A 26,612-nucleotide genomic window follows, 5' to 3' on the forward strand; every position below is an offset into this window, starting at 1 on the left:
CGCTACGGCGCGTTACATTACGTCCTGTGTCCCCAGAATCGCGTTCCACTCCCGCCCGGCTGACCGCCCCGGCGACCGTCAAGCTGCCCCGCTACGTCCTGCTGGGGCTGGGGCTGGCCTACATCCTGGCCGGCCTGTTTCTGCGCGACCCCTGGAAGACCGACGACGTGGTGGGCGTGGCCACGATGCTGACCGCCCTGCACGAAGGCATGCGGGCCTGGCTGCTGCCGCAAGTGGGCCAGCTGGCCTATGCGCAGGACGGCCCGCTGGTCACCTGGGTGGGCGCGGCGGCCATCTGGCTGTTCGGCGCATGGATCGGCGAGCTCTCGGCCGCCCGGCTGCCCAACCTGCTGTGGTTCGGCCTGACGGCGTGGGGGCTGTGGTACGGCACCTACCTGCTGGGCCGGCGCAAGGAAGCGCAGCCCCTGGCCCTGCCTTTCGGCGGCGAGCCCACGGTGCGCGACTACGGCCGCATGCTGGCCGACGCGGCGCTGCTGCTGCTGATCGCCACCGCCGGCATACTCTGGCGCACCCACGAGACTTCGGAAGTGCCCGCCATCATGGCATGGCAGGCGCTGGCCTACTACGGGCTGGCCCGCATGCTGGACAAGCCCGTGCTGGGCGCGACGGTGCTGGGCGTGGCGCTGGCCGCGGCCTTCCTGACGCGCTCCTGGCCGGGCGCGCTGCCCATCCTGATCGCCATGGCCCTGGCCTTCCAGCCGCGCAGCGCCCTGTGGCGCTCGCGCCGCTGGCTGATGTGGCCGCTGCTGCTGGCCATGACGCTGGTGCTGCTTTGGTGGGTGCCCGCCTCGCAGCAAGGCGAGTACTGGATGCGCGCCTGGCGCCAATGGAACGAATCGCTGTTCGGCTTTCCCGGCTTTGCCGGCATCGGCCGCATGCTGCGCGACCTGCCCTGGTTCCTGTGGCCGACCTGGCCGCTGGCGCTGGTGGCCCTGTGGCGCTGGCGCGCCTGGCTGGCCGCGCCGCACATCTCTATCCCGGCCTCCTTCGCCTTCGGCGCGGCCGTGCTGCTGCCGCTGATGCGCCAGCCTTCCGAGCCCGAATTCATGCTGCTGGTGGTGCCTTGCGCGGTGCTGGCCGCCTTTGCCCTGCCCACCTTGCGCCGCGGCGTGGTCAACACGCTGGACTGGTTCGCCGTGATGTGCTTTTCGCTCACCCTGGCCACCGTCTGGCTGGGCTGGGTGGCGCTGCACTTCGGCTGGCCCGCCAAGATCGCCGGCAACATCGCCCGCCAGACCGCCGGCTTCGAGCCGCAGGTCTCCTGGACCGCCTTCGCGCTGGCGCTGGGCATCTCGGCCTGCTGGGTCGCGCTGGTGAACTGGCGCCTGCGCACCCGCCCGGCCGCGCTGTGGCGCGGCACCGTGCTCTCGGCCTGCGGCCTGTCGGCCACCTGGCTGCTGCTGGTGCTGCTGTGGATGCCGCCGGTGGACTACGCGCGCAGCTACCGCACCGTCTCTGGCGAGCTGGCCGCGGCGCTCGAACAGCACCGCCGGCCGGGCGAATGCCAGCGCGCCCTGAGCCTGGGCAGCGGCCAGCGGGCCTCCTTCCTGGTCTTCGACGGCCTGAACTTCGCGTACGACTCGCGCTGCACGCTGGTGCTGCAGCAGACCACGCGCAACGACCTGCGCGACGGCACCGCGGCCTACAGCGACATCGATCCTGCGCAGGTGCTCTGGCAGGGCGGACGCCGCGCCGACCGCCACGAAGTCTTCCGCCTGCTGCGCATCGCCCCTTCCCAATGAGCGCGGGTTCCCTGCCGGCCCCGGCCGGCGAGCGCTTTGGCGCCATGCTGGGCAAGATCCTGCGCCACGCCTGGCCTGTGCTGGTGACCCAATGGGCCGGCATCGCCTTCGGCGTGCTCGATACCGCCATGACCGGACATGCCGGCGCCAGCGACCTGGCCGCCATGTCGCTGGCCGTCTCCATCTACCTGACCATCTTCGTGGGCTTGATGGGAGTGGTGCATGCCCTGATTCCCATCATCGCGCAGCATTTCGGCGCGGGCCGCCATGCCGAGGTCGGCCGCGCCTGGGGCCAGGGCGTGTGGCTGGCGCTGGGGCTGTCGGCGGCCGGCGGCACGCTGATGCTTTTCCCCGATGCCTGGCTTTCGTTCTCGGGCGAAGTGGCGCCGCAAGTACGCCAGGGCGTGGCCAGCTACCTGCATGCGCTGGTGCTCGCCCTGCCCGCGGCGCTGATGTTCCGCACGCTCTACGCGCTGGGCACGGCGGTGTCCCGGCCCAAGCTGGTCATGGCCGTGAACCTGGGCGGCGTGGGCCTGAAGGCCTTGTGCAACTGGCTTTTCATCTACGGGAAATTCGGCTTGCCGGCCATGGGCGCGGCCGGCGCGGGCCTGTCCTCGGCCATCGTCTACTGGAGCAGCCTGGCGGCCGGCCTGTGGCTGATCCGGCGCGACCGCTATTTCGACAAGTTCAAGCTGCGCCTGGGCAAGCCCGATTGGCCCGCCCTGCGCGAACTGCTGCGGCTGGGCCTGCCCATGGGCGGCTCGTACCTGGTGGAGGTCTGCGCCTTCACCTTCATGGCGCTGCTGATCGCGCGCGAAGGCACCCATGTGTCGGCCGGCCACCAGATCGTCGCCAACCTCGCGGCCCTGTCCTACATGATGCCCATGGCGCTGGGCGTGGCCAGCGCCTCGCTGGCGGCCCAGGCCATCGGCGCGGGCGATGCGCGCCTGGCGCAGCGCACCGGCCAGGCCGGCCTGCTGCTGGCCCTGGCCGGCGCCGTGCTGACCGCCGCGCTGCTGGTGCTGCTGCGGCCGTGGATCGTCGCGGCCTATACGGGGAACGCGCCAGTGGCTGCCGTGGTGATGTCGCTCATGCCCGTGATCGTGCTGTTTCACCTGGCCGACGCCATGCAGTGCCTGAACACCTACCTGCTGCGCGCCTACAAGGTGGCGGTGGTGCCGCTGCTCATCCAGGTGCTGGCCCTGTTCCTGGTCGGCCTGGTGGGTGGCTGGTGGGCCGGTTTCGGCCCGGGCCGCGGCAGCCTCGAACCGCTGCGCCAGCTGCTGGCGCCGCAGGCCCCGCCCGGCGCGGGCACCATGTGGATCATGGCCGCGATCGGGCTGGCGCTGTCGGCGCTATTGCTGCATGGCTGGTACCGGCGGGTGGCGCGGCGGGCCGTGCTGGCGTCCTGAGCCCGGGCGCGCCGGCGGGCCGCCCGCGGCAACAGGCCCTAGCGCGGCCGCTTGTCCACCACCCGCCGGGCCTTGCCCGTGAGGGTCCGCTCGACCTGTCCGCACTCGAGCACCCGCACCCGCGCGCTCACGCCGATCATCGCCTTGATGTCGTGCTGCAGGCGCCGGCCCAGCTGCTCGCGCTCGGCCGCATCCAGCACGCCCGCTTCCTCGCGCGCCTCGGTCAGCACCTCCAGTTCGTCCAGCGAGCCGCTGCGGGTCAGCACCAGCTGGTAGTGCGGCGCCAGCTGGGGCAGCTTGAGCACCAGCTCCTCGACCTGCGTGGGAAAAAGATTGACGCCGCGCACGATCAGCATATCGTCGCTGCGGCCCGTGATCTTGCCGATCCGGCGCATGCTGCGCGCGGTGGGCGGCAACAGCCGCGTCAGGTCGCGCGTGCGGTAGCGGATCACCGGCATGGCCTGCTTGCTCAGCGAGGTGAACACCAGTTCGCCCGGCTCGCCGTCGGCCACCGGCTCGCCGGTCAGCGGGTCGACGATCTCCGGCAGGAAGTGGTCCTCCCAGACCACCGGGCCGTCCTTGGTCGCGGCGCATTCGCTGGCCACGCCCGGGCCCATCACTTCGGACAGGCCGTAGATGTCCACCGCGTCGATGCCGGCATGGGTTTCGATGTCCTGGCGCATCTGCCCCGTCCAGGGCTCGGCGCCGAACACGCCGATGCGCAGCGAACTTTGCAGCGGGTCGATGTTCTGGCGGCGCATCTCCTCCAGGATGTTGCAGAAGTACGAAGGCGTGACCATGATGACGTCGGGCTTGAAATCACAGATCAGCTGCACCTGCTTTTCCGTCTGGCCGCCGGACATGGGCACCACCGTGCAGCCCAGCCGTTCGGCGCCGTAGTGCGCGCCCAGCCCGCCGGTGAACAGGCCGTAGCCGTAGGCCACGTGCACCACGTCGCCCGGGCGCGTGCCGGCCGCCCGCAGCGAGCGCGCCACCAGCGCGGCCCAGGTCTCGATATCCCGGCGGGTGTAGCCCACCACCGTGGGCTTGCCGGTGGTGCCGCTGGAGGCATGCACGCGCACGACCTGCTCGCGCGGCACCGCGAACATGCCAAAGGGATAGTTCTCGCGCAGGTCCTGCTTGGTGGTGAAGGGAAACCTCGCGATGTCCGACAGCTGCTTCAGGTCGGAAGGATGCACGCCGGCCGCATCGAAGGCGCGGCGGTAATGGGGCACGTTCTCGTAGGCGTGGGCCAGCGTCCATTTCAGGCGTTGCAGTTGCAGCGCCTGGATCTCGTCGCGGCTGGCATGCTCGATGGCATCGAGGCCGGCGTCCTGGGCTACGGTGTTCATGATGCGCGATGTCTCCTGGTTGCTTGTTCCGTGGCGGCGCCCGCCGGTCAGTCCGGCTGCGCCACGATGTTGCCCTGGATGCGGTAGGACCGGCCCCGGAACACCGCGACCTGCCTGCCTTCCTGGTTGGTGACGACGACGTCGTAGACGCCGGTGCGCCCGGCCAGCGAAACCTCGCGCGCCTGCGCCGTCAGCACGTCGGCCTCGCGGGCCGGGGCGAGAAAGTCGATGGTGCAGCCCGAGGCGACGGTCGCCTGGTTGCGGGCGTTGCAGGCGAACGCGAAGGTGCTGTCGGCCAGGGCGAAGATGAAGCCGCCGTGGCAGCTCTTGTGCCCGTTGAGCATGTCGGCGCGCACGGTCATGCTCATGCGCGCGCTGCCCGGGGCAATGGCTTCGAGCCGTGCCCCCAGGCCCTGGGAGGCGGCGTCGGCCGCATACATGGTCCGGCCCACGGCCTGGGCCAGCGCCTGCGCGGCCGGATCCGGCACGGCGTGTTGGGCAGACAAGGCCGCGGGCTGCGCGAACGGTTCGCTCATCATTTCCCCTTGAAGACGGGTTCGCGCTTTTCCAGGAAGGCCTGCACGCCTTCGCGGTAGTCGTGGCTGCGGCCCAGCTCGCGCATCAGGTCGCGCTCCAGGTCGAGCTGCTCGGCCATGCCGTGCCGGCCGCTTTGCAGGATGGCGCGCTTGGTATAGGCCAGGCCCAGGGTGGGCGCGGCGGCGAGCCGGCGCACCAAGGCTTGCAGCGTCTCTTCGAATTCCTGGTCGGGCACGCACTGCCAGATCAGTCCCCACTCCTGGGCCTGGCGCGCCGGCAAGCGCTCGCCCAGCAGCGCCAGGCCCATGGCGCGCGCCAGGCCCACCCGGCGCGGCAGCGACCAGGTGCCGCCGGTGTCGGGCAACAGGCCCAGCCTGGCGAACGATTGGATGAAGCTGGCCGATTCGCAGGCGATCACCAGGTCGCCGGCCAGCGCCAGGTTGGCGCCCGCGCCGGCGGCCACGCCGTTCACGCCCATCACCACCGGCAGCGGCAGGGCCTGCAGGCGGCGCACCAGCGGCGCGTAGTGGCGCTCGATCGTCGCGCCCAGGTCCGGCGCCTGGCCGTCGGCCGAAGGCTGGCGCTCGGACAGGTCCTGCCCGGCGCAAAAGCCGCGGCCCGCGCCACGGACCAGCAGCACGCGCGCGCCCCCGGCCTCGACGCGCGCGAGCGCATCGGCCACTTCCTCGTGCATGCGCGCGGTAAAGCTGTTGAGCTTGTCCGGCCGGTTCAGCGTCAGGCGCGCGATGCCTTCTTCGAGCTCGAACAGGATGTCGTGGTAGCCGTTCATTGCGGTTTCCATGCCGTTTGCCATCACGCCGCGTGCCGGCGCGACTGCACCACGCGGAAACGGTTGGCGACGAAGGCCGTGTCGGACAAGGCCGCGTTGCCGGCCGGATTGGCGCCGGTGCCGTGAAAGTCGCTGAAGGCCGCGGTCTGATTGACGAACACGCCGGCGGTCAGGTTCAGCGACAGGTTCACCCCCGTCTCCTGCGCCATCTGCTCGACCGCCTGGATCACCGGCTCGCCGGTGGCATAGGCCGACAACGACAGCGCCCCCTTTTCGCGCACCAGCCTGCCGGCCAGCGCAATGGCCGCCTGGGTGGATTCGACCGGCACCACGAAGGCGATGGGGCCGAACCACTCCTGGGCGATGATTTCGCTGCCGGCCTCGCCCTGCAGCAGCAGCGGCGTGCGCACGCGGGCCTGCTCGAACTGCGGATGGACCAGGGCCTGGCTGTCGGCCAGCACCTTGAGCCCCAGGCCGCGCGCGCGCTCGAGCCGATCGAGCGTGGCCTGGCTCTGGATCGCGCCGGTCAGCTCCACCGCCTTGGCCGGGTCGGCGGCCAGCTTGGCCAGCGCCGCGCCCAGGGCTTGCGCGACCTCGTCGAAGGACAAACGGCCCTCGGGCGTATCGATGCCGTCCTTGGGCACGTAGATGTTCTGCGGCGCCGTGCACATCTGGCCCGAATACAGCGCCAGCGAGAACGCCAGGTTGCGCACCATGCCCTTGAAATCGTCGGTCGAATCGATGATGACCTGGTTGACGCCGGCCTTCTCGGTATAGAGCAGCGCCTGGCGGGCATGCGCCTCGAGCCAGCGGCCGTTCTCGGCGCTGCCGGTGAAGTCGATGATGCCAACCTGCGGATCGGTCGCCAGGCGCTGGGCGGCATCGTCGCCGGCCTCGTGCGCGGCCAGCAGCACCACATCGGGATCGAAGCCGGCCTCGGCCAGCACCTCGCGGGCCACGGCCACCGTGATGGCCAGCGGCAGGATGGCCGCCGGGTGCGGCTTGACGATCACCGTGTTGCCCGTGGCCAGGCTGGCGAACAGGCCCGGATAGCCGTTCCAGGTGGGGAAGGTGGCGCAGCCGATCACCAGGGCCACCCCGCGCGGCACCACGGCAAACCGCTTGTGCATGCGCAGCGGCTCGTGCTTGCCCTGCGGTTTTTCCCAGCAGGCGCTGCCGGGGATGCGCGACATTTCCTGCCACGCATAGGCCACGGCCTCCAGCGCACGGTCCTGCGCGTGCGGGCCGCCGGCCTGGAAGGCCATCATGAAGCCCTGGCCGGTGGTGTGCTGCACGGCCTGCGCGATCTCGAAGCTGCGGCGGTTGAGCCGCTGCAGGATCTCCAGCGCCACGCCCACCCAGGCGCGAGGGCCCGCGCGCCGCCAGGCCGGCGCGGCCGCGGCGCTGGCCGCGACCAGCGCGGCGGGATCCAGGCGCGGATAACGCACATCCAGCGCCAGGCCGAAAGGCGAACGCTCGCCGCCCACCTTGCCCTGCTCGCCGGCTATCGGCAGCGGGAAGTCCTTGCCGAGCAAGGCCTCGAACGCGGCCTGCCCTTGGCCGGCCGCCGTCTCGCCATAGGCCCTGGGACTGGGCGATTCGGCAAACGGGCTCCAATAGCCGCGGGCTTGCGTCGCCTGCACGGCCTGCTGCAGCATCGCCTCGTGGCGGGCGAAGAGATCTGGCTTATCGGACATGAATCAAGTCTCCTGGTCGAAATCCAACACCAGCCGCTCGCTGACCGCGTAGCTCTGGCAGCTGAGCACGAAACCGCGCGCAACCTCGTAGTCTTCCAGGGCGAAGTTGGCGTCCATGTCCACCTCGCCCTCTGTCACCTTGCAGCGGCAGGTCGAGCACACCCCGCCCTTGCACGAATAGGGCAGCTCGATGCCTTGCTCGAGCGCGGCCTCCAGCACGTTCTGGCTGCGGCGCGCAACGGAAAAAACGCGGCGGTGGCCGTCCTGGATCACCGTGACCTGGCACTGCCCGTCCCCGCCGGCGGCCGGCTCGCTGCTACGCGCCGGCCGCGGCCCGCGGGGCGCGCCGAACAGCTCGAACTTGATGCGCTCGCGCGGCAGGCCCTTGTCCTGCAGGGCCTGCACCACGCCTTCGATCATGGCCGGCGGCCCGCAGACGAAAGCGTGGTCCACGCCCGCCGGATCGAGCCAGCGCTCCAGCAGCTGGGCGACCTTCCCGCCGTCCAGGCGGCCGTTGAACAAGTCGATGTCCTGCGCCTCGCGGCTCATCACGTAGACAACCGCCAGGCGCTGCATGTAGCGGTTCTTCAGGTCCTCGATCTCCTCGCGAAACAGCACCGAGGACGAGGCGCGGTTGCCATAGCACAGCGTGAAGCGGCTGCGCGGTTCGGCGGCCAGCGCGGCCTTGACCAGCGACAGCACCGGCGTGATGCCGCTGCCCACGGCAAAGGCCACGAAATGGCGGCTTTGGCCGGGATCGAAATCGATGGTGAAGTTGCCCGAGGGCGGCAGCACCTCCAGCACCTGGCCGGGTGCCAGCTCGCTGTTGGCCCAGGTCGAGAAAGCGCCGTCGTCCAGGCGCTTGATGGCCACGCGCAGTTCGCCGTCCTCGGGCGCCGAGCAGATCGAATACGAGCGGCGCAGCTCCTGCCCGCCCACCTGCGTCTTGAGGGTCAGGTACTGCCCGGGCAGGAATCGGTACGCGGGCGCCAGCTCGGCCGGCACCTCGAAGGTGACCACTACCGCGTCGCGGGTGTTGCGCGCCACGCGCGCCACCGTCAGGGGATGAAAGCTCGCCATGATCCAGAAAGCCGATGCGCCGCTAGTGCGGCTTGAAATAGTCGAAGGGTTCCTTGCAGGCCAGGCAGCGATACAGCGCCTTGCAGGCCGTCGAGCCGGACTGGCTGACCAGCCGGGTGGACAAGGCGCCGCACTGCGGACAAGGCACGGCCGGGGCATCGGCGCGGGGCAGGATGCCCGATACATCCACCGCCTGCTGCACGGGCGGCGCGATGCCGTAGCGCCTGAGCGCCTCGCGCCCGCGCGGGCTCAGCCAGTCGGTGGTCCAGGCCGGCGCCAGCCGGGTGCGCACGTCCACCTCGCCTATCCCCTGGCGCGCCAGCGCCTGGCGTATGCCGTGCTCGATCTCCTGCATCGCCGGGCAGCCCGAGTAAGTGGGCGTGACGGTCACCACGCAGGTCTGTCCTTCCCAGGCGATCTCGCGCACCACGCCCAGGTCGACCACCGAGAGCACCGGGATCTCGGGATCGGGCACGGACTCGAGCCAGCCGCGGATCTCCTGCGGCGCCGCCCGGCGCAAGAGCGCCGCGCTCACCACGCACCCCCGGGATAGGCGCGCTGCAGGTACTGCATCTCGGCCAGCAGATAGCCCAGCGCCTCGGTGTGCCGGCCCTGGCGCCCGCCCCGCATGGCCGCATGGCGCGCCTGCGCCGGATCCGGCAGGGCCAGCGTGGCCTGCCGGCACACCTGCCCGACATGGCGCGACCACGGCTCGTACAGGCTTTGCAGGGTGCAGGCGATGCCTTGCCCGGCCATGCCCAGGTCCAGTTCGTCGTCGATGAACAGCTCGCCGGTGTAGGGCCAGAGCGCGTCCACGGCCGCCTGCATGCGCGCGTGGCTTTCCTCGGTGCCATCGCCCAGGCGCACCACCAGGTCGGACGAGCGGCGCACGTGGTAGGCGGTTTCCTTGACGGACTTCTCGGCGATGGCGGCCACGCGGGCGTCGGCCGAGCGCGCCAGCGCCTGCAGCAGGAAGAATTGCCAGACATCCAGGAAGAACTGGCGCACCATGGTATGGGCATAGTCGCCGTTGGGCAGCTCGGCCAGCAGCACGTTGCGGTATTCGTGGGCGTCGCGCAGGTAGGCCAGCGCATCTTCGTCCTTGCCCTGGCCCTGCACCTGGCCGGCCAGGGTCAGCCACAGGCGCGCCTGCCCCAGCAGGTCCAGCGCGGTGTTGGTCAAGGCAAGGTCTTCCTCCAGCTCGGGGCCGTGGCCGCACCATTGGGCCAGCCGCTGGGACAGCACCAGCGGCGTGTCGGCCAGGCGCAGCAGGAATTCGGTCTGCAAAGCCGTGCAGGCGGCCGGCTCGGCGGGGGCGCTTGGCATGGCGGCTCCTAGATGTGCTGCACGCCCTCGGGCATGGGAAAGAAGGTGGGATGGCGGTAGACCTTGCTTTGGGCCGGGTCGAACAGCGGCGCCTTGTCGTCGGGGCTGCTGGCCACGATGTCGGCCGCGCGCACCACCCAGATGCTCAGCCCTTCGTTGCGCCGGGTATAGACGTCGCGCGCATGATTGATGGCCATCTGCGCGTCGGCCGCGTGCAGGCTGCCCACGTGCTTGTGCGCCAGGCCATGCTGGCTGCGGATGAAGACTTCCCAAAGCGGGGTCGATTCGTGGTTCATGGGATGCGTCTCGTCTCGGATAGGTGCGAAGCGGCTCAGGGGTGCGGACCGGCTCAGGCCGCCTGGCGCCGGGCGCGCTTGCTGGCGTGGGCGAGCAGGGCTTGGCGCACCCAGGCGCCCTCTTCGTGGGCGCGCCGGCGCGCGGCCAGCCGCTCGCGGTTGCAGGGGCCGTTGCCGCGCAGCACCGCATGGAATTCGTCCCAATCGATCTGGCCGAAGTCGTAGTGGCCGCGTTCGGCGTTCCACTTCAGGTCGGGATCGGGAATGGTCAGGCCCAGGTATTCGGCCTGCGGCACCGTCTGGTCGACCATCTTCTGGCGCAGCGCATCGTTGGAGAAAAGCTTGATCTTCCACTGCATGGACTGCGCGCTGTTGGGCGAATCGGCATCGGGCGGGCCGAACATCATCAGCGCCGGCCACCACCAGCGGTTCAGCGCGTCCTGGCACATCTGCTTCTGCTCGGGCGTGCCGTGCAGGCACATCTGGATCAGCAGGTCGTAGCCCTGGCGCTGGTGGAACGACTCTTCCTTGCACACGCGCACCATGGCGCGCGCATAGGGGCCATAGGAGCAGCGGCACAGCGGGATCTGGTTGATGATGGCCGAGCCGTCCACCAGCCAGCCGATCATGCCGATGTCGGCCCAGCTCAAGGTGGGATAGTTGAAGATGCTGGAATACTTGGCGCGCCCGGCCAGCAGTTCGTCGACCAGCTGCTCGCGCGAGACGCCCAGGGTTTCGGCCGCGCTGTACAGGTACAGGCCGTGGCCGCATTCGTCCTGCACCTTGGCCAGCAGGATGGCCTTGCGCTTGAGGGTGGGCGCGCGCGTGATCCAGTTGCCCTCGGGCAGCATGCCGACGATTTCCGAATGGGCATGCTGCGAAATCTGCCGCACCAGCGTCTTGCGATAGTTATCGGGCATCCAGTCTTGCGGCTCGATGCGCACGCCCTGGTCGATGCGGCGCTGGAAATCGGCCTCCTGGCCCTGGAGTTCTGCGGCATCGCGCACCCGCGAGACGCCGGTTTCTACGAGCTGGGCGTACATGTTTTGCCTCCTTGTGCGGCCGGGTCGTGGCCAGTCCGCTGATGAGGAGGATTATTTAATACAAAAAAATCACTGTCAATCGTATTTCTGTATCATGTCATGCACGGCCATTTAGGTATCATGTCCCCGCCTTGAATGCTCCCATCGAAGATTTTCTGCAGCGCCAGCTGGCCGAACAGGCCCCGCGCGCCAAGTCGCTGTGCGTCACCCTGCTGGGCGACGCGCTGGCGCCGCACGGCGGCGCCATCTGGCTGGGCGACCTGATCGAACTCACCTCCCCGCTGGGGGTCAACGAGCGGCTGCTGCGCACCAGCGTGTTCCGGCTGGTGTCGCAGGGCTGGCTGCAGTCCGAACGCATCGGCCGGCGCAGCCTGTACACGCTCTCCCCGCAGGGCCTGCGCCTGACCGCGCACGCCTCGGCGCGCATCTACATCGGGCCGCCGTCCGACTGGAACGGCGAATGGACGCTGGTGATCCTGCCGCGCACCGGCAACGGCCAGCTGGCCGAGCGCGCCGAGCTGCGCCGCGAACTGGTCTGGGAAGGGTTCGGCGTGGTGGCGCCCGGGGTATTCGCGCATCCGCAGGCCGATGCCGGCACGGCGCACGAAATCCTGGAAAAGCTCGAGATCCCCGGCCGGGCGCTGGTGCTGCGCGGCCACGAGCTGCCGGGCGCAGGCGGCCTGCCCCTGTCCAGCCTGGTGCAGCTGTGCTGGAACCTCGACGAACTGGCGGCGCAGTATCGTGATTTTTCGGCGCGCTACGCGGCGCTGCAGGCGCTGCTGGCCCGGCAGGCGCCCTCGCCCGCGCAGGCTTTCACGCTGCGCACCTTGCTGATACACGGTTGGCGGCGCATCGTGCTGAACGACCCGCAGCTGCCCGCCCCGCTGCTGCCGCCCGACTGGCCCGGCCTGGCGGCGCGCCGGCTATGCGGCGCGCTGTACTGGCAGCTGTTCGCCGCCTCCGAAACACATCTGCAGGCCATCGCCAGCCGCGACAATGCCGCCTATACGCCGCTGGCGCCCGGCGCGCTCTCGCGCTTCGAGGGCGCGCCGGCCGAAGCGGCGGCCCTGGCGGCCCAGCAGGCCTGAAGGCGGGCGGTCCGGCGCTGCCGCGCCGGCGGCATGGGCGGCATGGGCGGCATGGGCGGCATGGGCGGCATGGGCGGCATGGGCGGCATGGGCGGCATGCCTAGACTTTCAGGAAGTGCTCGCGGTAGTACTTGAGCTCCTGGATGGACTCGTAGATATCGGCCAGCGCCTCGTGCCGGCTCTTTTTCTCGAAACCCTTGTAGACATCGGGCCGCCAGCGGCGCGCCAGCTCCTTGAGCGTGCTCACGTCCAGGTTGCGGTAATGGAAGAACGCCTCCAGGCGCGGCATGTAGCGCACCATGAAGCGGCGGTCCTGGCCGATGGTATTGCCGCACAGCGGCGACTTGCCGGCCGGGACGTAGCGGGACAGGAAATCGAGCAGCATCGTTTCGGCCTGGGCCTCGTCCAGGCTCGAGGCGCGCACCTTCTCGGTCAGGCCGCTCTTGCCGTGGGTGGCCGTGTTCCAGCTGTCCATGGCGGCCAGCAGGCTGTCGGGCTGGTGCACCACCAGCACCGGCCCTTCGGCCACCACCGTCAGGTCGGGTTCGGTGACGACCACGGCCACTTCGATGATGCGTTCCTTTTCGGGGTCCAGCCCGGTCATCTCCATGTCGAGCCAGACCAGGCGGTTTTCGTTCTGCGCCATATAATTTGCCTTTGGAAACCCCGGATTTTCTCATAGACGGCTGCATGCAATCAGCGATCCCCTTCTTCACGCTGGCCTTCGTCCTGATGCTGGCCGCCGACGTGCTGGTCAAGCTGTGGCTGGCCAGCCGCCAGATCCGGCACGTGGCCAGCCGGCGCGATGCCGTCCCGCCCGAGTTCGCTTCCCGCATCGGCCTGGCCAGCCACCAGCGCGCCGCCGACTATACGGTGGCCCGGGCGCGGCTGGGCATGCTCGAGCGGGTCTACGAGGCCGCCATCCTGGTGGGCCTGACCCTGCTGGGCGGGCTGCAGGCGCTGGACCTGCTGGCCGCGCGCCTGGCCGAAGGCCAGATGGCGCGCCAGCTGCTGCTGCTGGCCATGGTCTGCGTGCTGCTGGGCGCGGCCGGCCTGCCCTTCACCCTGTACCGGCAGTTCCGGCTAGAGGCCCGCTTCGGCTTTAACCGCATGACCCCCTGGCTGTTCGTCACCGACCTGGCCAAGGCCACGCTGGTGGGCGCGGCCCTGGGCCTGCCGCTGGCTGCCGTCGTGCTGTGGCTGATGGCCGGCGCCGGCAGCTATTGGTGGATCTGGGCCTGGGCCGTCTGGGCAGGCTTTAACGTGCTGATGCTGCTGATCTTTCCCACCGTCATCGCGCCGCTGTTCAACAAGTTCACGCCGCTGGCCGACGCCCAGCTGGCCGAGCGCATCAAGGGCCTGGCGCAGCGCTGCGGCTTTGCCATCGAGGGCCTGTTCGTCATGGACGGCTCCAAGCGCTCGGCCCACGGCAACGCCTATTTCACCGGCTTTGGCAAGTCGCGCCGCATCGTCTTCTTCGACACGCTGCTGGCCAAGCTCAACGGCGACGAAATCGAAGCGGTGCTGGCGCACGAGCTGGGCCACTTCAAGCGGCGCCACATCACCCGCCGCATCGTGATCAGCTTCGGCGCCGCGTTGGCGCTGTTTGCCGTGCTGGGCTGGCTGGCGCAGCAGCACTGGTTCTATACGGGGCTGGGGGTGCTCCCGCAGCTGGGCGGGCGCAACGATGCCATGGCGCTGATCCTGTTCTTCCTGGTGGTGCCGGTCTTTACCTTCCCCTTCACCCCCATCGCCAGCTGGTACTCGCGCCGCGACGAATTCGAGGCCGACCGCTATGCCGCCGAGCAAAGCGACGGCGCCCAGCTGGTCTCGGCGCTGGTCAAGCTCTACGACGACAACGCCGCCACGCTCACTCCCGACCCGGTGCACTCGGCGTTCTACGACAGCCATCCGCCCGCGGCCGTCCGCATCCGGCAATTGGCGGCAGGATGAACAGCCCCTTGCTGCCCGGCCGGGTCGTATCGGCGCACGGACGCCATTACCTGGTCGAGATGGCCGACGGCAGCGAACGCCATTGCTATCCCCGCGGCAAGAAGGCCGGCGCGGCCGCGGTCGGCGACCAGGTGCTGATCCAGCCCCAGGGACGCGACGAAGGCAGCATCGAAGCGGTCTGCGAGCGCCGCAACCTGCTCTACCGCTCCGACGAGCAACGCACCAAGCAGTTCGCCGCCAACGTCGACCAGCTGCTGATCGTGGTGGCCGTGCGGCCGACGTTTTCCGACGACCTGCTGGGCCGGGCGCTGGCGGGAGCCTGGTCGGCGGACATCGCGCCGCTGGTGGTCCTGAACAAGATCGACGTGGCCGAAGCGCTGCAGGCCGCGCGCGAACGCCTGGCCGTGGTGCGCACGCTGGATGTGCCGGTATTCGAGGTATCCGCGCTGGACGCCGCCTCGGCGCGCCAGACCCTGCTGCCGCACCTGGCCGGCAAAACCAGCCTGCTGCTGGGACAAAGCGGCATGGGCAAGTCCACGCTGCTCAACGTGCTGGTTCCGGGCGCGCAAGCGCCCACCCGCGAGCATTCGCAGGCGCTGGACATGGGCCGGCACACCACGACCAGCACGCGCCTGTACCACCTGCCCGAAGGCGGCGATCTCATCGACTCGCCCGGGTTCCAGGCTTTCGGCCTGCAGCATTTGTCGGCCAAGGAAATCGAAAGAGGCTTTCCCGAGTTCGCCCCGCATATCCCGGCTTGCCGCTTCTATAACTGCATGCACCTGCATGAGCCGGGCTGCGGCGTGCTGGCGGCCCTGGCCCAGGGCCGGATCAGCCCCGCGCGACATGCCTTGTATGCGCGGATCGTGCGCGAGAACGAACAAGGACAGCACAGGTACTGAGGCGCGCGAGCCCGGGATGCGTGCCTGACACGGTTGCCGGCGCAATCGCCTAACGCGACTGCCAGGACGAAAGCTGGGCGTGGCGCAGCAGGTGATAGAAGTTGCGCAGCATCGCGGCGGTGGCTCCCCAGATGAAGCGGCCGTTCCAGGGCATGGAATAGAACTGGCGCTGGCGGCCATCGGCCAGGGTGGCCACGTGCAGGCGATGATTGGCCGGATCGGTCAGGAAGGCCAGCGGCACCTCGAAGATATCGGCCACCTCGAAGGCATCGGGCTTGAGCGTGAAGCCCGGCCTGACCAGGGCGGCAACGGGCGTGACCGAATAGCCGGTGGTCGTCACATAGGGCGGCAAGCTGCCCAGTATCTCGACGTAGTCGCCCGTCAGCCCGGTTTCTTCCTGCGTCTCGCGCAACGCGGCCGCAACCGGGCTGGCATCCCAGCTTTCGATGCGCCCGCCCGGAAAGCTGATCTGGCCGGCATGATCGCGCAAATGCGCCGCCCGCTGCGTCAGCATCACCTTCAGCCCCGCTTCGTGCACCACCATGGGAATGAGCACGGCAGCCTGCACCGGCGGCCCTTCGCGGCCCGGCGTGCGCCAGCGTTCTTCCAGCGAAGGATCGGGCGTCCACGAAGGCGGCGCGCTCAGGATGCCTCGCAGGGCATGGGGCGTGAGCAGGCCGGGATCGACGGGCGCCAGGCCTTCATTGGCCACGCGCCAGGGCTGCTCGGTCGGATCGAAGGCCGGCGCAAGCCGCGCCCGAGGGGCGGCCTTGCCGGACGGGGGATGCTCGGCCATCAAGAAAACGGTTTGCTGGCAAAAAACAGGAAACGCACGGTCCCGGAAAAGCGCAGCCACGCCGCGCCTTCGGCCCGGCCGGCCCTGCAAGGAGGCCGTAGCCCCGCGGCGCGGCCCGGCGACAGAAAAAAAGGCACCCTTGCAGGTGCCTTTTTTACCCGAGAAGCCGGGAACATCGCGTTCAGGCCTGCGCCTGGGCAGCGGTGTTCTTGCGAACCAGCTTTTCCTTGATGCGAGCCGACTTGCCCGAACGCTCGCGCAGGTAGTAGAGCTTGGCGCGGCGCACGTCGCCACGACGCTTGACCTCGATGGACGCGATTTGCGGCGAGTAGAGCTGGAAGGTCCGCTCGACGGCTTCGCCCGAGGAGATCTTGCGCACGATGAAGGCCGAGTTCAGGCCGCGGTTGCGCTTGGCGATGACCACGCCTTCGTAGGCCTGCACGCGCTTGCGGCTGCCTTCGACCACGTTGACGTTGACGACCACGGTATCGCCGGGCGCGAAGTCGGCCAGGGTCTTGCCGGCGGTCAGGCGAGCAATTTCTTCCTGCTCGAGGGTCTGGATGAGGTTCATGAAAGAACTCCGGAATGATCTTGCTCGGGATCTTTATGCAGCGAAACGCAGGCCGCCAAGACCTGTGTTCCGGATGCGCTCTTGGGCCAAGGGCGAAAGCGGCAAACCGCATCGCATCTTGCGCCTGCCAGCGGCCAAGCCCGCAAAACGCCAGCCAGGCCAAAACGCCAGCTGGACCCTTTGCCGCCGGGTTTGCCGGCCAAGCCGGTAAACCCTAAGCACACCGGTAGCTACCGGCAGGCCTTTGCCGCCAGGATAAGTCCCGGCAGAGGATACGTTGAAAAGCCCATGATTCTAGCGCAAAAGCCCTGGAAAACCAAATGCTTGGGGGCAAACAGGAAGGGCAGGAAGGCGCCCGTGCCACGGACGCGCGCCGGGCCCGCCGCCCGGCCATCAGAAACCGCCAGCGTGGCCCAGCCACATCAGGCCGGGGATCATGGCGCCCCATGCCAGCACCAGCGCCACGTCCACCACCATGGCGCGCAAGCCGGGCTTGGCGGCCTGGGCGCCGGAGCCGGCGCAGTCGACCGCGCCGGCGGGCGCAGCGGGCCGGCGTTGCTGGGACGCCACATCTTCTGCCCCCGACGCGGGCCGCTGCGCGGGCCGGGCCGATTGGAAAGGCCATTTGCGGCGCGGCCCCAGGCTGGCGGGGGGGAGATAGCTGCCATAGACGCTGCTGTATTGGGTCGTGAACATGTCGATCTCGCTAGGTTGCCTGCATCCGGAAACGCGGCGCGCGCGCGGCGCGGCGCCGGCCGGGAGAAAAAACGCCAGGACCTTAGCCATGGGAAGGCCCTGCCTCGAAAAGCCCCAGTTGCCGGGGAGCATGGCCCGGCCGTGCCGCTGCCGGGGGTTGGAAAAGGTCGTGGGCCAGGCCGCCGCCGCGCAAGCGGTCCGCCAGGCCGGCGCGGGCCACGGCAATCCGGAAACGCTGGGCGATCAGCTCGGCCCAGGTGCCAGTGCCGCGCATGCGCGTGCCAAAGCGCGGATCGTTGCGGCGGCCGCCGCGCAGGTCCTCGATGCGATGCAGGACCCGCCCTGCCCGCTCGGGGTAATGCGCCTGCAGCCATTGCTCGAAGACTTCACGCACTTCGTAGGGCAGGCGCACGATGGTGTAGAAAGCCTGCCCCACGCCGGCCTGGGCGGCAGCCTGGACAATGCGTTCGATCTGGTCGTCGTTGATGAAGGGGATGACCGGCGCGATGCCCACGCCGGTGGGCACGCCGGCTTCGGACAGGCGCCGCAAGGCCTGCAGGCGGCGCCAGGGTGCCGAGGCGCGCGGCTCCAGCGTGCGTGCGACGTCGGCGTCCAGCGTGGTAAGGCTGACATGGACGCTGACCAGGTTCAGTTCGGCCAGCGGAACCAGCAGGTCGAGGTCGCGCTCGACCAGCGCGTTCTTGGTGATGACCGACACCGGATGCCGGGTTTCGAGCATGAGCTCGAGCACGCCGCGCGCCAGGCGCCACTGGCGCTCGATGGGCTGGTAGGCATCGGTGGCCGATCCCAGGGTGATGGCCTTGGGCACGTAGCCCGGGCGGGCCAGTTCGGCGCGCAGGGCCGCGACGGCGTTTTCCTTGGCAACGAGGCGGGTTTCGAAATCGAGCCCGGGCGAGTAGCCCAGGTACGCATGGGTGGGCCGGGCATAGCAGTAGATGCAGCCGTGCTCGCAGCCGCGATAGGGATTGACCGCCTGCTCGAAGGGAATGTCGGGGGAATCGTTGCGGGAGATCAGGCGCCGGGCCTGCTCGGCCTGGACGCGGGTGGCCGGATGCGGCGCCAGCTCGCCCTCCTGGGCGTCGCGCTCTAGCGTGTCGGTATCGATGCCGCGCGCATCGCGCTGGAAGCGGTGCGCGACGTTAGTAACCGCACCCCGGCCGCGCAAGGCGGCGGGGGCGGCAGCCGGGGACCCAGGACCGGCAGAACAGGAGGTATCGAAAGCGACCATGAGAGTACTGTACAAAAAACCAGTACTTTTCACAAGCTTTCGAACCGTTTTCTTTTTACACCTTTTCCCGCCCGCCAGCGAGCCGGGATCGACGGCGGGCGCCGCCGCAGGCGGGCCGTCCCGGGCGAAAACGCTACAGCCGCACCATCCCCGCCGCGGCCGTCTGGTGGGTCGCCTCGTCGATCAGGATGAAGGCGCCCGTTGCCGGCAGATGCGCATAGTCGTCCAGCGGCAAGGGCTCGCGCACCGCCAGCCTGACACGGCCGATGTCGTTCATCCCGAGCCCGCCGGCCGGCTCCACCTCCTGCAGTTCGTGGATGTCGCGGCGGCTGAGCACGGCGCGGACCCGGGCGCTGGTCAGCCGGGTGCCGTGCTTGAGCAGGTAGCGGCGCGCCGGATGAAGCGCGCGGGCATCAAGCCAGCACAGTTCGGCGTCGAACTCGCGCATCACCCTGGCAGGCGCCTGGGCCCCTGCCAGCACGTCCCCGCGCGAGACGTCCACGTCGCGGTCCAGCACCACCGTGACCGCATCGCCGGCCCGCGCCGCCTGGACCGGGCCGCCCGGCGCCAGCAGGCGCTGCACCCGGGCGCGCGTGCCGGCAGGCTGGACCACGATGTCCTGCCCGGCATGCAGCGTGCCGCTGGCCAGCCGGCCGGCATAGCCCCGGAAATCGTCCACCCGTTCGCCGCCATGGCGGATCACCCACTGCACCGGCAGGCGCACGGGCGCATCGCCGGGCGCCTGCGCGGCCGGCAACTGCTCGAGCAGGCGCAGCAAGGGCTGGCCCTCGTACCAGGGCGTATGCGCCGAAGGCCGGACCACGTTCTCGCCGGTCAGCGCCGACAGCGGGAGCACGTCGAAACGGTCTATCCCCAGCTTGCGCGCCAGCTCGGCATAGGCGCTGGCGATGCGTTCGAACACCGCCCGGTCCCAGGCGACCAGGTCCATCTTGTTGACCGCCACCACGATCTGCCCGATGCCCAGCAGCCGGGCGATGGCGCTGTGGCGCCTGGTCTGGGGCAGCAGCACGCCCTGCGCGGCGCGCGCGGCGTCGATCAGGATGATGGCCGCGTCGGCGGTGGAGGCGCCGGTGACCATGTTGCGCGTGTACTGCTCGTGGCCGGGCGCATCGGCAATGATGAACTTGCGCAGCGGCGTGGCGAAGTAGCGGTAGGCCACGTCGATGGTGATGCCCTGCTCGCGCTCGGCCTCCAGGCCGTCGGTCAGCAGCGACAGGTCCAGGGCCTGCCCCTCGGTGCGCTTGTGCTTGGCGCGCGCGATGGCCTGCAGCTGGTCGGCGAACACGCCCTTGCTGTCGTACAGCAGCCGGCCGATCAGGGTCGACTTGCCGTCGTCCACCGAACCGGCGGTGATCAGCCGCAGCACGCCCCGCTCGGCGTCGCGCAGAAAATGCCCGTCCCTGGCGTTCATCAGAAGTACCCCTCTTTCTTGCGGCGCTCCATCGAGGCCTCGGATGTCTGGTCGTCCATGCGCGTGGCGCCGCGCTCGGTGACGTCGCTGACCGCCGTCTCGGCGATGATGGCCTGCACATCGGCCGCCAGCGAGGACACCGGGCAGGTGCAGGAAATATCGCCCACCGTGCGAAAGCGCACCGACAGGGTTTCCACGGTTTCGCCCTCGGCCGGCGGGGTCAGCGGCGTGACGGGCACCAGCAGGCCGCGCCGGCGCACCACCTCGCGCCGGTGCGCGTAATAGATCGACGGCAGGGCCAGGCCTTCGCGCTGGATGTACTGCCACACGTCCAGCTCGGTCCAGTTCGAGATGGGAAACACGCGCATGTTCTCGCCCGGATGCACACGCGTGTTGTACAGGTTCCACAGCTCGGGCCGCTGGGCCTTGGGATCCCATTGCCCGAACTCGTCGCGAAACGAGAAGATGCGCTCCTTGGCCCGCGCCTTTTCCTCGTCGCGCCGCGCCCCGCCGATGCAGGCATCGAAGCCGAACTCCTCGATGGCCTCGAGCAGGGTCACCGCCTGCGCGGCGTTGCGCGTATCGGTTTCGCGGCGCAGCACCACCGAGCCGCGCGCGATGGAATCCTCCACGCTGCGCACGATCAGCCTCTCGCCCAGTTCGGCGGCGCGCGCGTCGCGAAAGGCGATGACTTCCGGAAAGTTGTGCCCGGTGTCGATGTGCATCAGCGGGAACGGGAAACGGCCCGGGCGAAAGGCCTTCTCGGCCAGGCGCAGCAGCACGCAGGAATCCTTGCCGCCGGAAAAAAGCAGCACCGGCCGCGCGCACTCGGCGGCCACTTCGCGCAGGATGTGCATGGCTTCGGATTCCAGCCAGTCCAGATGGCTGCGGGTCGCAACGGCGCTCATGATGGAGATGAATTCCTGGAAAAATCGATCGGAACAGGACCGGCCCTGCCGGTTCAGGACCGCCTGCGGGCCAGGCCCGGCGGCCCGGCCCGAAGCGCGGGCGCGGGGCGGTTGCCGGCGTGCAGGCCGCATTCCTTGCCGTCGGCCGACTCCCACCACCAGCGCCCGGCCCGCGCATCCTCGCCGGGCCGCACGGCGCGCGTACAGGGCTCGCAGCCGATGGAGGGGTAGCCCTGGTCGTGCAGCGGGTTGTAGGGCACGTCCAGGGCGCCGACGGCGTCCCAGACCTGCGCTTCGGTCCAGTCGGCCAGGGGATTGAACTTGCGCAAGCCAAAAACCGGGTCGTGCTCCTCTTCGGCCAGCGCGCCGCGCGTGGCGGCCTGCTCGCGGCGCTGGCCCGTCAGCCAGGCGCTGCGTCCGGCCAGGGCGCGGCGCAAAGGCTCGACCTTGCGCAGGCGGCAGCACGCCTTGCGCAGTTCGACGCTTTCATAGAAGGCATAGGCCCCGTGGGCCGCCACGTGGGCCTGCATCGCCTGCGGCTCGGGCCGCATCACGGCGATCGCCCTGCCGTAGCGCTTTGCCACGATATCGATCATGCCCAGGGTTTCGGCATGCAGCCGCCCGGTGTCCAGGGTAAAGATCTCCAGCGGCAGGCGCAGCGTGCACAGGGCATGCGTCAACAGCATGTCCTCGACCGCCAGGGACGAGGCCAGCGCGGCGTCCGGATGACGGGCGGCGATGCGGCCCAGGCGCTCGCACAGCGCCTGCCAGGGCGCGCGCACCGACGCCGGCAGCGCCGCAGACGCCTGCCCGCCCATGATCAGCCGCCCGCCGCGAACACGCGCGCATGGCGGGGACGGGCCAGCAGCGCGTCGCCCTCGCTGGCCCGCAGCGCCCGGAACGTCTCCTCGGGCAGCTGCGCCTCGATCAGCTGGCCGTTGTCCTCGCGGGCCAGCTCCAGGAAGGCGCTCGGACCGGCCAGGTAGGCATGGTTCAGCCGCACCGGAATGCCTTCGCTGCCCGTGCCCGGGCGCGCGATCTCCAGGTCGTGGGGCCGCACGTAGGCGACGGCCTCGGCCGGACCGGCGCCGGCGAACTCGGGCGCCGGCAGCGACAGTCCGTGATCGCGCCACACGCCGTCATGCACCTGGCCCTTGAACTGGTTGACGTCGCCCAGAAAGCCATACACGAAAGGCGTGGCCGGGCTTTCCCAGACCTCGCGCGGGGTGCCCACCTGTTCGATGCGCCCGGCATTCATCAGCACCACGCGGTCGGCCACCTCCAGCGCCTCTTCCTGGTCGTGGGTGACGAACACGCTGGCCACGTGCAGTTCATCGTGCAGGCGCCTGAGCCAGCGGCGCAGCTCCTTGCGCACCTTGGCGTCCAGCGCGCCGAAGGGCTCGTCCAGCAGCAGCACGCGCGGCTCGACAGCCAGCGCACGGGCCAGCGCGATGCGCTGGCGCTGCCCGCCCGACAGCTGCGAGGGGTAACGGTCGGCCAGCCAGTCCAGCTGCACCAGCCCGAGCAGCTCGTGCACCTTCTGGCGGATCTGGGCCTCGGGAGGGCGCTGCGAGCGGTGCTTGACGCGCAGGCCGAAAGCCACGTTCTCGAACACCGTCATGTGCTTGAACAGCGCATAGTGCTGGAAGACGAAGCCGACCTGGCGATGGCGCACATGCACGTCGGTGGCGTCTTCGCCCGCGAACCACACCCGGCCCTGGTCGGGCTGCTCCAGGCCCGCGATGATGCGCAGCAAGGTGGTCTTGCCGCAGCCCGAGGGGCCCAGCAGCGCCACCAGCTCGCCGGTCTCGATATGCAGGGATACGTCGTCCAGGGCGCGGAAATTGCCGAACCGCTTGGACAGGTTTTGGACTTCGATGCTCATGCGCCAGCTCCGTGTCAGGCCAGGGCCGCCCGCACCGGCACCGGCGCGGGCTCGGCATGCACGCCGGCCCGCGCGGGGCGGGCGCCCAGCCACTGGACCAGGTTCTTGGCCGCCAGCGTCACCAGCGCCAGCAGGGCCAGCAGCGAGGCGACGGCAAAAGAGGCCGCGAACATGTATTCGTTGTAGAGGATCTCGACGTGCAGGGTCATGGTGTTGGTCAGCCCCCGCACTTGCCCCGATACCACCGACACCGCGCCGAACTCTCCCATGGCGCGCGCATTGGCCAGTATCGTGCCGTACAGCAGGCCCCATTTTATGTTGGGCAGCGTCACGCGCCGGAAAATCTGCCAGCCCCCGGCGCCCAGCGTCAGGGCGGCCAGCTCCTCCTCGCTGCCCTGCGCCTGCATCAAGGGGATCAGTTCGCGCGCCACGAACGGGAAAGTGACGAACAAGGTGGCCAGCACCACCGCCGGCACCGCATAGACGATGCGGATGTCGTGGGCCTGCAGCCACGGGCCGAACCAGCCCTGCGAGCCGAACAGCAGCACGAACACCAGGCCGGCCACCACCGGCGAGACCGAGAAAGGCAGGTCGATCAGCGTAATGAGCCACTGCTTGCCGCGGAATTCGAAACGGGTGATGGCCCAGGCCGCGGCAATGCCCAGCGCAAGATTGACCGGCAAGGCGATCAGCGCCACGAACAGCGTCAGGCGGATGGCCGACAGCGCGTCGGGCTCGGTGATGGAGGCCACGTACACGTCCCAGCCGCGCGCCAGCGCTTGCGTGAACACCGCCACCAGGGGCAGCAGCAGGAACAGGGCCAGGAAACCCAGCGAGACGGCCAGCAGCAGCGCCCGCACCCAGCGCGGCTCGGTCAGGTGGGAAGGACGGCCGTGCCGGCTCACTTGCGCGCTCCCTGGCGACGCGCCTGCCACCATTGCAGGCTGTTGATGAGCAGCAGCAGGAGCAGCGAGGTCGCCAGCATGGCGGTGGCGATGGCGGCCGCGCCCGCGTAGTCGAACTGTTCGAGCTTGGCGATGATGAGCAAGGGAGTGATCTCCGAAATCATGGGCATGTTGCCGGCGATGAAGACCACCGAGCCGTACTCGCCCACCGCGCGGGCGAAGGCCAGCGCAAAGCCGGTCAGCAAGGCCGGCAGCAGCGCCGGCAGCAGCACGCGCCGGAACGTTTGCCAGCGGCCCGCGCCCAGGCTGCCGGCGGCCTCTTCAAGGTCGCGCTCGATGTCCTCGAGCACCGGCTGCACGGTGCGCACCACGAAAGGCAGGCCGATGAAGATCAGCGCGATGACGATGCCCACCGGCGTAAAGGCCACCTTGATGCCCAGCCAGCGCTCGATGGGCGCGCCCAGCCAGCCGTTGCCAGCGTACAGCGAGGTCAGCGCGATGCCCGCCACCGCGGTGGGCAGGGCGAAGGGCAGGTCCACCAGCGCATCGACCAGCTTCTTGCCGGGAAAGGAATAGCGCACCAGGGTCCAGGCCACGGCCAGGCCGAAGACCAGGTTCACCGCGGCCGCGATGGCCGAGGCCCCGAAGGTCAGCCTGAAGGAGGCCAGCACGCGCGGGGCCGCAATGGTTTCCCAAAAGCCGCTCCAGCCCAGTTCGGCGCTCTTGATCGGCAGGGCCGCCAGCGGGATCAGCACCAGCAGGCCCAGGTACAGCAAGGTATAGCCCATGGACAGGCCGAACCCGGGCAGCACGCCCAAGCGCCGGCCCGCGCGGGGCCGGACCGGGCCCGCCAAGCGCGGCCCGGCCTGGCGCGGCCCGGGTGCATCTGCTGCCGGGGGCAGGCTCGCGGAAACGTTCATGCTGGCCGGCCCCGCGTCAGCGGCCCTTGGGCTGGTAGATCTGGTCGAAGGTGCCGCCGTCGGCGAAGTGCGCCTGCTGCGCCTTGCGCCAGCCGCCGAACTGGCCGTCGATGGTGACCAGCTTGACCTCGGGGAACTGCTGCGCATACCTGGCCGCCACGTCCTTGTCGATGGGGCGGTAGTGATGCCTGGCGATGATCTCCTGCGCCTGGGGCGTATACAGGTATTCGAGGTAGGCCTGGGCCGCCTCGCGCGTGCCCTTCTTGTCGACGTTCTGGTCCACCAGGGCCACCGGCGGCTCGGCCAGGATGGACAGCGAAGGCACGACGATGTCGAACTTGTCCGGCCCCAGTTCCTGGACCGACAGGAAAGCCTCGTTCTCCCAGGCCAGCAGCACATCGCCCACGCCGCGCTCGACGAAGGTGATGGTCGAGCCGCGCGCGCCGGTATCGAGCACCGGCACGTTCTGGAACAGCTTGCGCACGAATTCCTTGGCACCTTCGGCATTGCCGCCGTTGCGCTGCAGCGCGAAGGCCCAGGCCGCCAGGTAGTTCCAGCGCGCGCCGCCGGAAGTCTTGGGATTGGGCGTGATCACCTGCACGCCCGGCTTGACCAGATCATCCCAGTCCCTGATGCCCTTGGGATTGCCCTTGCGCACCAGGAACACGATGGTCGAAGTGTAGGGCGAGCTGTTCGAGGGCAGGCGCTTTTGCCAGTCCTGCGGCAGCAGGCCGCGGTCGGCGATGGCGTCGATGTCGTAGGCCAGCGCCAGCGTCACCACGTCGGCGTCCAGCCCGTCGATGACCGAGCGTGCCTGCCTGCCGGAGCCGCCGTGCGACTGGCGGATGGTCAGCCGGGTGCCGGTCTTTTCCTGGTATTGCTTGACGAACGCCTCGTCGATCTCGCGGTACAGTTCGCGCGTGGGATCGTAGGACACGTTGAGCAGCGTCTGCGCCTTGCCTTGCGCCTGCGCGCCCGCCGGGGCCGCCAGGCCCGCCACCAGGGCCGCGACGGCCAACCAAGCTGCTTTACGAACCATGACCTCTTTCCTTGTATCGGGGAATCGAGGCCAAAGTGTGGGGGCTGCGCTTGAGGAACGGAACGAAGCTTTCATTGATAGTTCATCGCCCAGGCTCCTAAATACCGCCGGATATAAGGTTCCGCCCCGCATGCCGCATGCGCCGTATCGCTAGAGGCGGGCCGGCGACACGGCCGGCCGCAGCCGGCGTACCGTCCTAGGCCGGCACCCCGGCCAGGGCCGCCGCCAGGGCGTCCACGGCGGCCTCGGCCCGCGCGATCGAATCGGCCAGCCTGCCATCGCCGAACTCATCGTATTCGATGGCCACCTCGTGCACGTCGGTCACCCCGATGTAGGCGAAGGCGGTGCGCACCGAGGCCTCCACATGGTTCAGGTGTCCGATGCGCCCGCCAGGGTGGTATCCATGATCCCCCCGCGAGGACAGGATCACCAGCCGCTTGCCCGCGCCAGCCAGCAGCGGCCAGTAAGGGTCGCCGTTGCGGCGGCGGTCGAAACCGAAGGTACGCCCCACCCGCACGATGTTGTCGATGTAGGCCTTGAACTGCGCGGGCGGGCCGAAGTTGTACATCGGCACTCCCGCGACGATGAGATCGGCCCGCAGCAATTCGTCGACCAGGGCGTCGCTGACACGCAGCACCTGCCTCATCCAGTCCTGGCGCTCGTGTTCCGGCGTGAAGGCGGCGTGTATCCATTCTCCGGTCACCGGCGGCGGCGGCGCCTGGCCCACGTCGCGGCTGATCACCTGCGAGCCCGGATGCCGGGCGGTCCATTGCCGCACGAAACGGCTGGTCAGGCGGCGGGTGTGCGAGCCGTGGGGAACCGCATCGGAACTGCCCGCCCGGGCGCTGGCGTCGATACGAAGCAGCGTGGCCATAAAACCTCCATGGATGAATGATGTTCATGTTCAGAAAGTGTCTGCGAAGGCCCTGACCGTGGCAAAGGACATGTTTTCAGCCGACGGATGATATGAGA

At 69.5% G+C, this 26,612-nt stretch carries 27 protein-coding genes; 5 read left to right on the forward strand and 22 right to left on the reverse strand.

Translation table 11 applies throughout. The annotated features are described in order from the left end of the window. The first annotated feature begins 26 nt into the window (after nt 1–26). Both V8Z80_RS14190 and V8Z80_RS14195 read left to right on the forward strand, forming a co-directional pair. Nucleotides 27–1,763: an ArnT family glycosyltransferase gene (locus tag V8Z80_RS14190; RefSeq protein ID WP_336062434.1), complete on the forward strand. Its 1,737-nt coding sequence runs from the start codon at nt 27–29 to the stop codon at nt 1,761–1,763. Next, nucleotides 1,760–3,175, forward strand: coding sequence for an MATE family efflux transporter (locus tag V8Z80_RS14195; protein WP_336062435.1), 1,416 nt, complete (start codon nt 1,760–1,762; stop codon nt 3,173–3,175). The genes V8Z80_RS14190 and V8Z80_RS14195 overlap by 4 nt, the downstream gene beginning before the upstream one ends. A gap of 38 nt (nt 3,176–3,213) precedes the next feature. Here the strand turns inward: V8Z80_RS14195 and paaK are convergent, their stop codons facing one another. From paaK to paaA, 9 genes are read right to left on the reverse strand one after another with little or no spacing between them, the layout of a single operon-like run. Then, nucleotides 3,214–4,527 carry a phenylacetate--CoA ligase PaaK gene (gene paaK / locus V8Z80_RS14200; protein ID WP_155197019.1) on the reverse strand — a complete coding sequence of 438 codons (1,314 nt, stop codon included), beginning with the start codon at nt 4,525–4,527 and terminating at the stop codon, nt 3,214–3,216. A 47-nt stretch (nt 4,528–4,574) separates the two neighbouring features. Continuing rightward, nucleotides 4,575–5,033, reverse strand: coding sequence for a hydroxyphenylacetyl-CoA thioesterase PaaI (gene paaI, locus V8Z80_RS14205; RefSeq protein WP_336062436.1), 459 nt, complete (start codon nt 5,031–5,033; stop codon nt 4,575–4,577). A gap of 29 nt (nt 5,034–5,062) precedes the next feature. Continuing rightward, nucleotides 5,063–5,854, reverse strand: a complete 792-nt coding sequence (gene paaG / locus V8Z80_RS14210; protein ID WP_155197017.1) for a 2-(1,2-epoxy-1,2-dihydrophenyl)acetyl-CoA isomerase PaaG — start codon at nt 5,852–5,854, stop codon at nt 5,063–5,065. 23 nt (nt 5,855–5,877) lie between these two features. Further along, nucleotides 5,878–7,551, reverse strand: a complete 1,674-nt coding sequence (gene paaN / locus V8Z80_RS14215) for a phenylacetic acid degradation protein PaaN (RefSeq protein WP_155197016.1) — start codon at nt 7,549–7,551, stop codon at nt 5,878–5,880. A 3-nt stretch (nt 7,552–7,554) separates the two neighbouring features. Continuing rightward, a complete protein-coding gene (gene paaE, locus V8Z80_RS14220) occupies nt 7,555–8,631 on the reverse strand; it encodes a 1,2-phenylacetyl-CoA epoxidase subunit PaaE (RefSeq protein ID WP_155197015.1) in 1,077 nt (358 codons plus the stop codon). A gap of 22 nt (nt 8,632–8,653) precedes the next feature. Then, nucleotides 8,654–9,166, reverse strand: a complete 513-nt coding sequence (paaD, locus tag V8Z80_RS14225) for a 1,2-phenylacetyl-CoA epoxidase subunit PaaD (RefSeq protein ID WP_336062437.1) — start codon at nt 9,164–9,166, stop codon at nt 8,654–8,656. After that, nucleotides 9,163–9,957: a 1,2-phenylacetyl-CoA epoxidase subunit PaaC gene (gene paaC, locus V8Z80_RS14230; protein ID WP_155197014.1), complete on the reverse strand. Its 795-nt coding sequence runs from the start codon at nt 9,955–9,957 to the stop codon at nt 9,163–9,165. Before paaC ends, paaD begins: the two co-directional genes overlap by 4 nt. 8 nt (nt 9,958–9,965) lie before the next feature. Further along, nucleotides 9,966–10,253, reverse strand: coding sequence for a 1,2-phenylacetyl-CoA epoxidase subunit PaaB (gene paaB, locus V8Z80_RS14235; protein WP_155197013.1), 288 nt, complete (start codon nt 10,251–10,253; stop codon nt 9,966–9,968). Nucleotides 10,254–10,306: 53 nt separating this feature from the next. Further along, nucleotides 10,307–11,296 (reverse strand): 1,2-phenylacetyl-CoA epoxidase subunit PaaA, encoded by a 990-nt coding sequence (gene paaA / locus V8Z80_RS14240; RefSeq protein ID WP_155197012.1) that lies wholly within the window; start codon nt 11,294–11,296, stop codon nt 10,307–10,309. Nucleotides 11,297–11,427: 131 nt separating this feature from the next. Here paaA and paaX point away from each other — a divergent pair, with 131 nt between their 5' ends. After that, a complete protein-coding gene (gene paaX / locus V8Z80_RS14245) occupies nt 11,428–12,384 on the forward strand; it encodes a phenylacetic acid degradation operon negative regulatory protein PaaX (protein WP_155197011.1) in 957 nt (318 codons plus the stop codon). Between the two features lie 100 nt (nt 12,385–12,484). Here paaX and orn read toward each other — a convergent pair whose 3' ends face one another. Then, nucleotides 12,485–13,030 (reverse strand): oligoribonuclease, encoded by a 546-nt coding sequence (gene orn, locus V8Z80_RS14250; protein ID WP_336062438.1) that lies wholly within the window; start codon nt 13,028–13,030, stop codon nt 12,485–12,487. Nucleotides 13,031–13,074: 44 nt separating this feature from the next. Here orn and V8Z80_RS14255 point away from each other — a divergent pair, with 44 nt between their 5' ends. Continuing rightward, a complete protein-coding gene (locus V8Z80_RS14255; protein WP_336062439.1) occupies nt 13,075–14,337 on the forward strand; it encodes a M48 family metallopeptidase in 1,263 nt (420 codons plus the stop codon). Further along, entirely contained in the window at nt 14,334–15,239 is a 906-nt protein-coding gene (gene rsgA / locus V8Z80_RS14260; protein ID WP_155197084.1) for a ribosome small subunit-dependent GTPase A, read from the forward strand. Before V8Z80_RS14255 ends, rsgA begins: the two co-directional genes overlap by 4 nt. A gap of 49 nt (nt 15,240–15,288) precedes the next feature. On the opposite strand, the gene V8Z80_RS14265 is transcribed toward rsgA, so the two are convergent. From V8Z80_RS14265 to V8Z80_RS14320, 12 genes are all read right to left on the reverse strand, one after another. Beyond that, a complete protein-coding gene (locus tag V8Z80_RS14265; protein ID WP_155197083.1) occupies nt 15,289–16,035 on the reverse strand; it encodes a CoA pyrophosphatase in 747 nt (248 codons plus the stop codon). A 181-nt stretch (nt 16,036–16,216) separates the two neighbouring features. Beyond that, entirely contained in the window at nt 16,217–16,606 is a 390-nt protein-coding gene (gene rplS, locus V8Z80_RS14270) for a 50S ribosomal protein L19 (RefSeq protein ID WP_336062440.1), read from the reverse strand. A gap of 393 nt (nt 16,607–16,999) precedes the next feature. Then, on the reverse strand, nt 17,000–17,302 hold the full coding sequence (locus tag V8Z80_RS14275) for a hypothetical protein (protein ID WP_336062442.1): 303 nt from the start codon (nt 17,300–17,302) through the stop codon (nt 17,000–17,002). 82 nt (nt 17,303–17,384) lie between these two features. Beyond that, nucleotides 17,385–18,551 (reverse strand): PA0069 family radical SAM protein, encoded by a 1,167-nt coding sequence (locus V8Z80_RS14280; RefSeq protein WP_336062443.1) that lies wholly within the window; start codon nt 18,549–18,551, stop codon nt 17,385–17,387. A 133-nt stretch (nt 18,552–18,684) separates the two neighbouring features. After that, complete coding sequence (locus V8Z80_RS14285; RefSeq protein ID WP_336062444.1) at nt 18,685–19,983, reverse strand: sulfate adenylyltransferase subunit 1; 1,299 nt, start codon at nt 19,981–19,983, stop codon at nt 18,685–18,687. Continuing rightward, nucleotides 19,983–20,891 carry a sulfate adenylyltransferase subunit CysD gene (gene cysD, locus V8Z80_RS14290; protein WP_155197078.1) on the reverse strand — a complete coding sequence of 303 codons (909 nt, stop codon included), beginning with the start codon at nt 20,889–20,891 and terminating at the stop codon, nt 19,983–19,985. The genes V8Z80_RS14285 and cysD overlap by 1 nt, the downstream gene beginning before the upstream one ends. A 53-nt stretch (nt 20,892–20,944) precedes the next feature. Beyond that, complete coding sequence (locus tag V8Z80_RS14295) at nt 20,945–21,709, reverse strand: phosphoadenylyl-sulfate reductase (RefSeq protein WP_336062446.1); 765 nt, start codon at nt 21,707–21,709, stop codon at nt 20,945–20,947. A 2-nt stretch (nt 21,710–21,711) separates the two neighbouring features. Beyond that, the gene (locus tag V8Z80_RS14300) at nt 21,712–22,776 is read right to left on the reverse strand and encodes a sulfate/molybdate ABC transporter ATP-binding protein (RefSeq protein ID WP_155197076.1); all 1,065 of its coding nucleotides are present in this window, start codon (nt 22,774–22,776) and stop codon (nt 21,712–21,714) included. A gap of 14 nt (nt 22,777–22,790) precedes the next feature. Beyond that, nucleotides 22,791–23,714 carry a sulfate ABC transporter permease subunit CysW gene (gene cysW, locus V8Z80_RS14305; protein ID WP_336062448.1) on the reverse strand — a complete coding sequence of 308 codons (924 nt, stop codon included), beginning with the start codon at nt 23,712–23,714 and terminating at the stop codon, nt 22,791–22,793. Then, nucleotides 23,678–24,469 (reverse strand): sulfate ABC transporter permease subunit CysT, encoded by a 792-nt coding sequence (cysT, locus tag V8Z80_RS14310; protein WP_336062511.1) that lies wholly within the window; start codon nt 24,467–24,469, stop codon nt 23,678–23,680. Before cysT ends, cysW begins: the two co-directional genes overlap by 37 nt. Before the next feature lie 148 nt (nt 24,470–24,617). Next, nucleotides 24,618–25,640 carry a sulfate ABC transporter substrate-binding protein gene (locus V8Z80_RS14315; protein WP_155197073.1) on the reverse strand — a complete coding sequence of 341 codons (1,023 nt, stop codon included), beginning with the start codon at nt 25,638–25,640 and terminating at the stop codon, nt 24,618–24,620. 196 nt (nt 25,641–25,836) lie between these two features. Then, nucleotides 25,837–26,514, reverse strand: a complete 678-nt coding sequence (locus V8Z80_RS14320) for an FMN-dependent NADH-azoreductase (RefSeq protein WP_155197072.1) — start codon at nt 26,512–26,514, stop codon at nt 25,837–25,839. Between the last annotated feature and the right edge of the window lie 98 nt (nt 26,515–26,612).

Origin of the sequence: Orrella sp. JC864 (genome assembly GCF_037026685.1) — a bacterium.
Classification (GTDB): Bacteria; Pseudomonadota; Gammaproteobacteria; order Burkholderiales; family Burkholderiaceae_B; genus Orrella.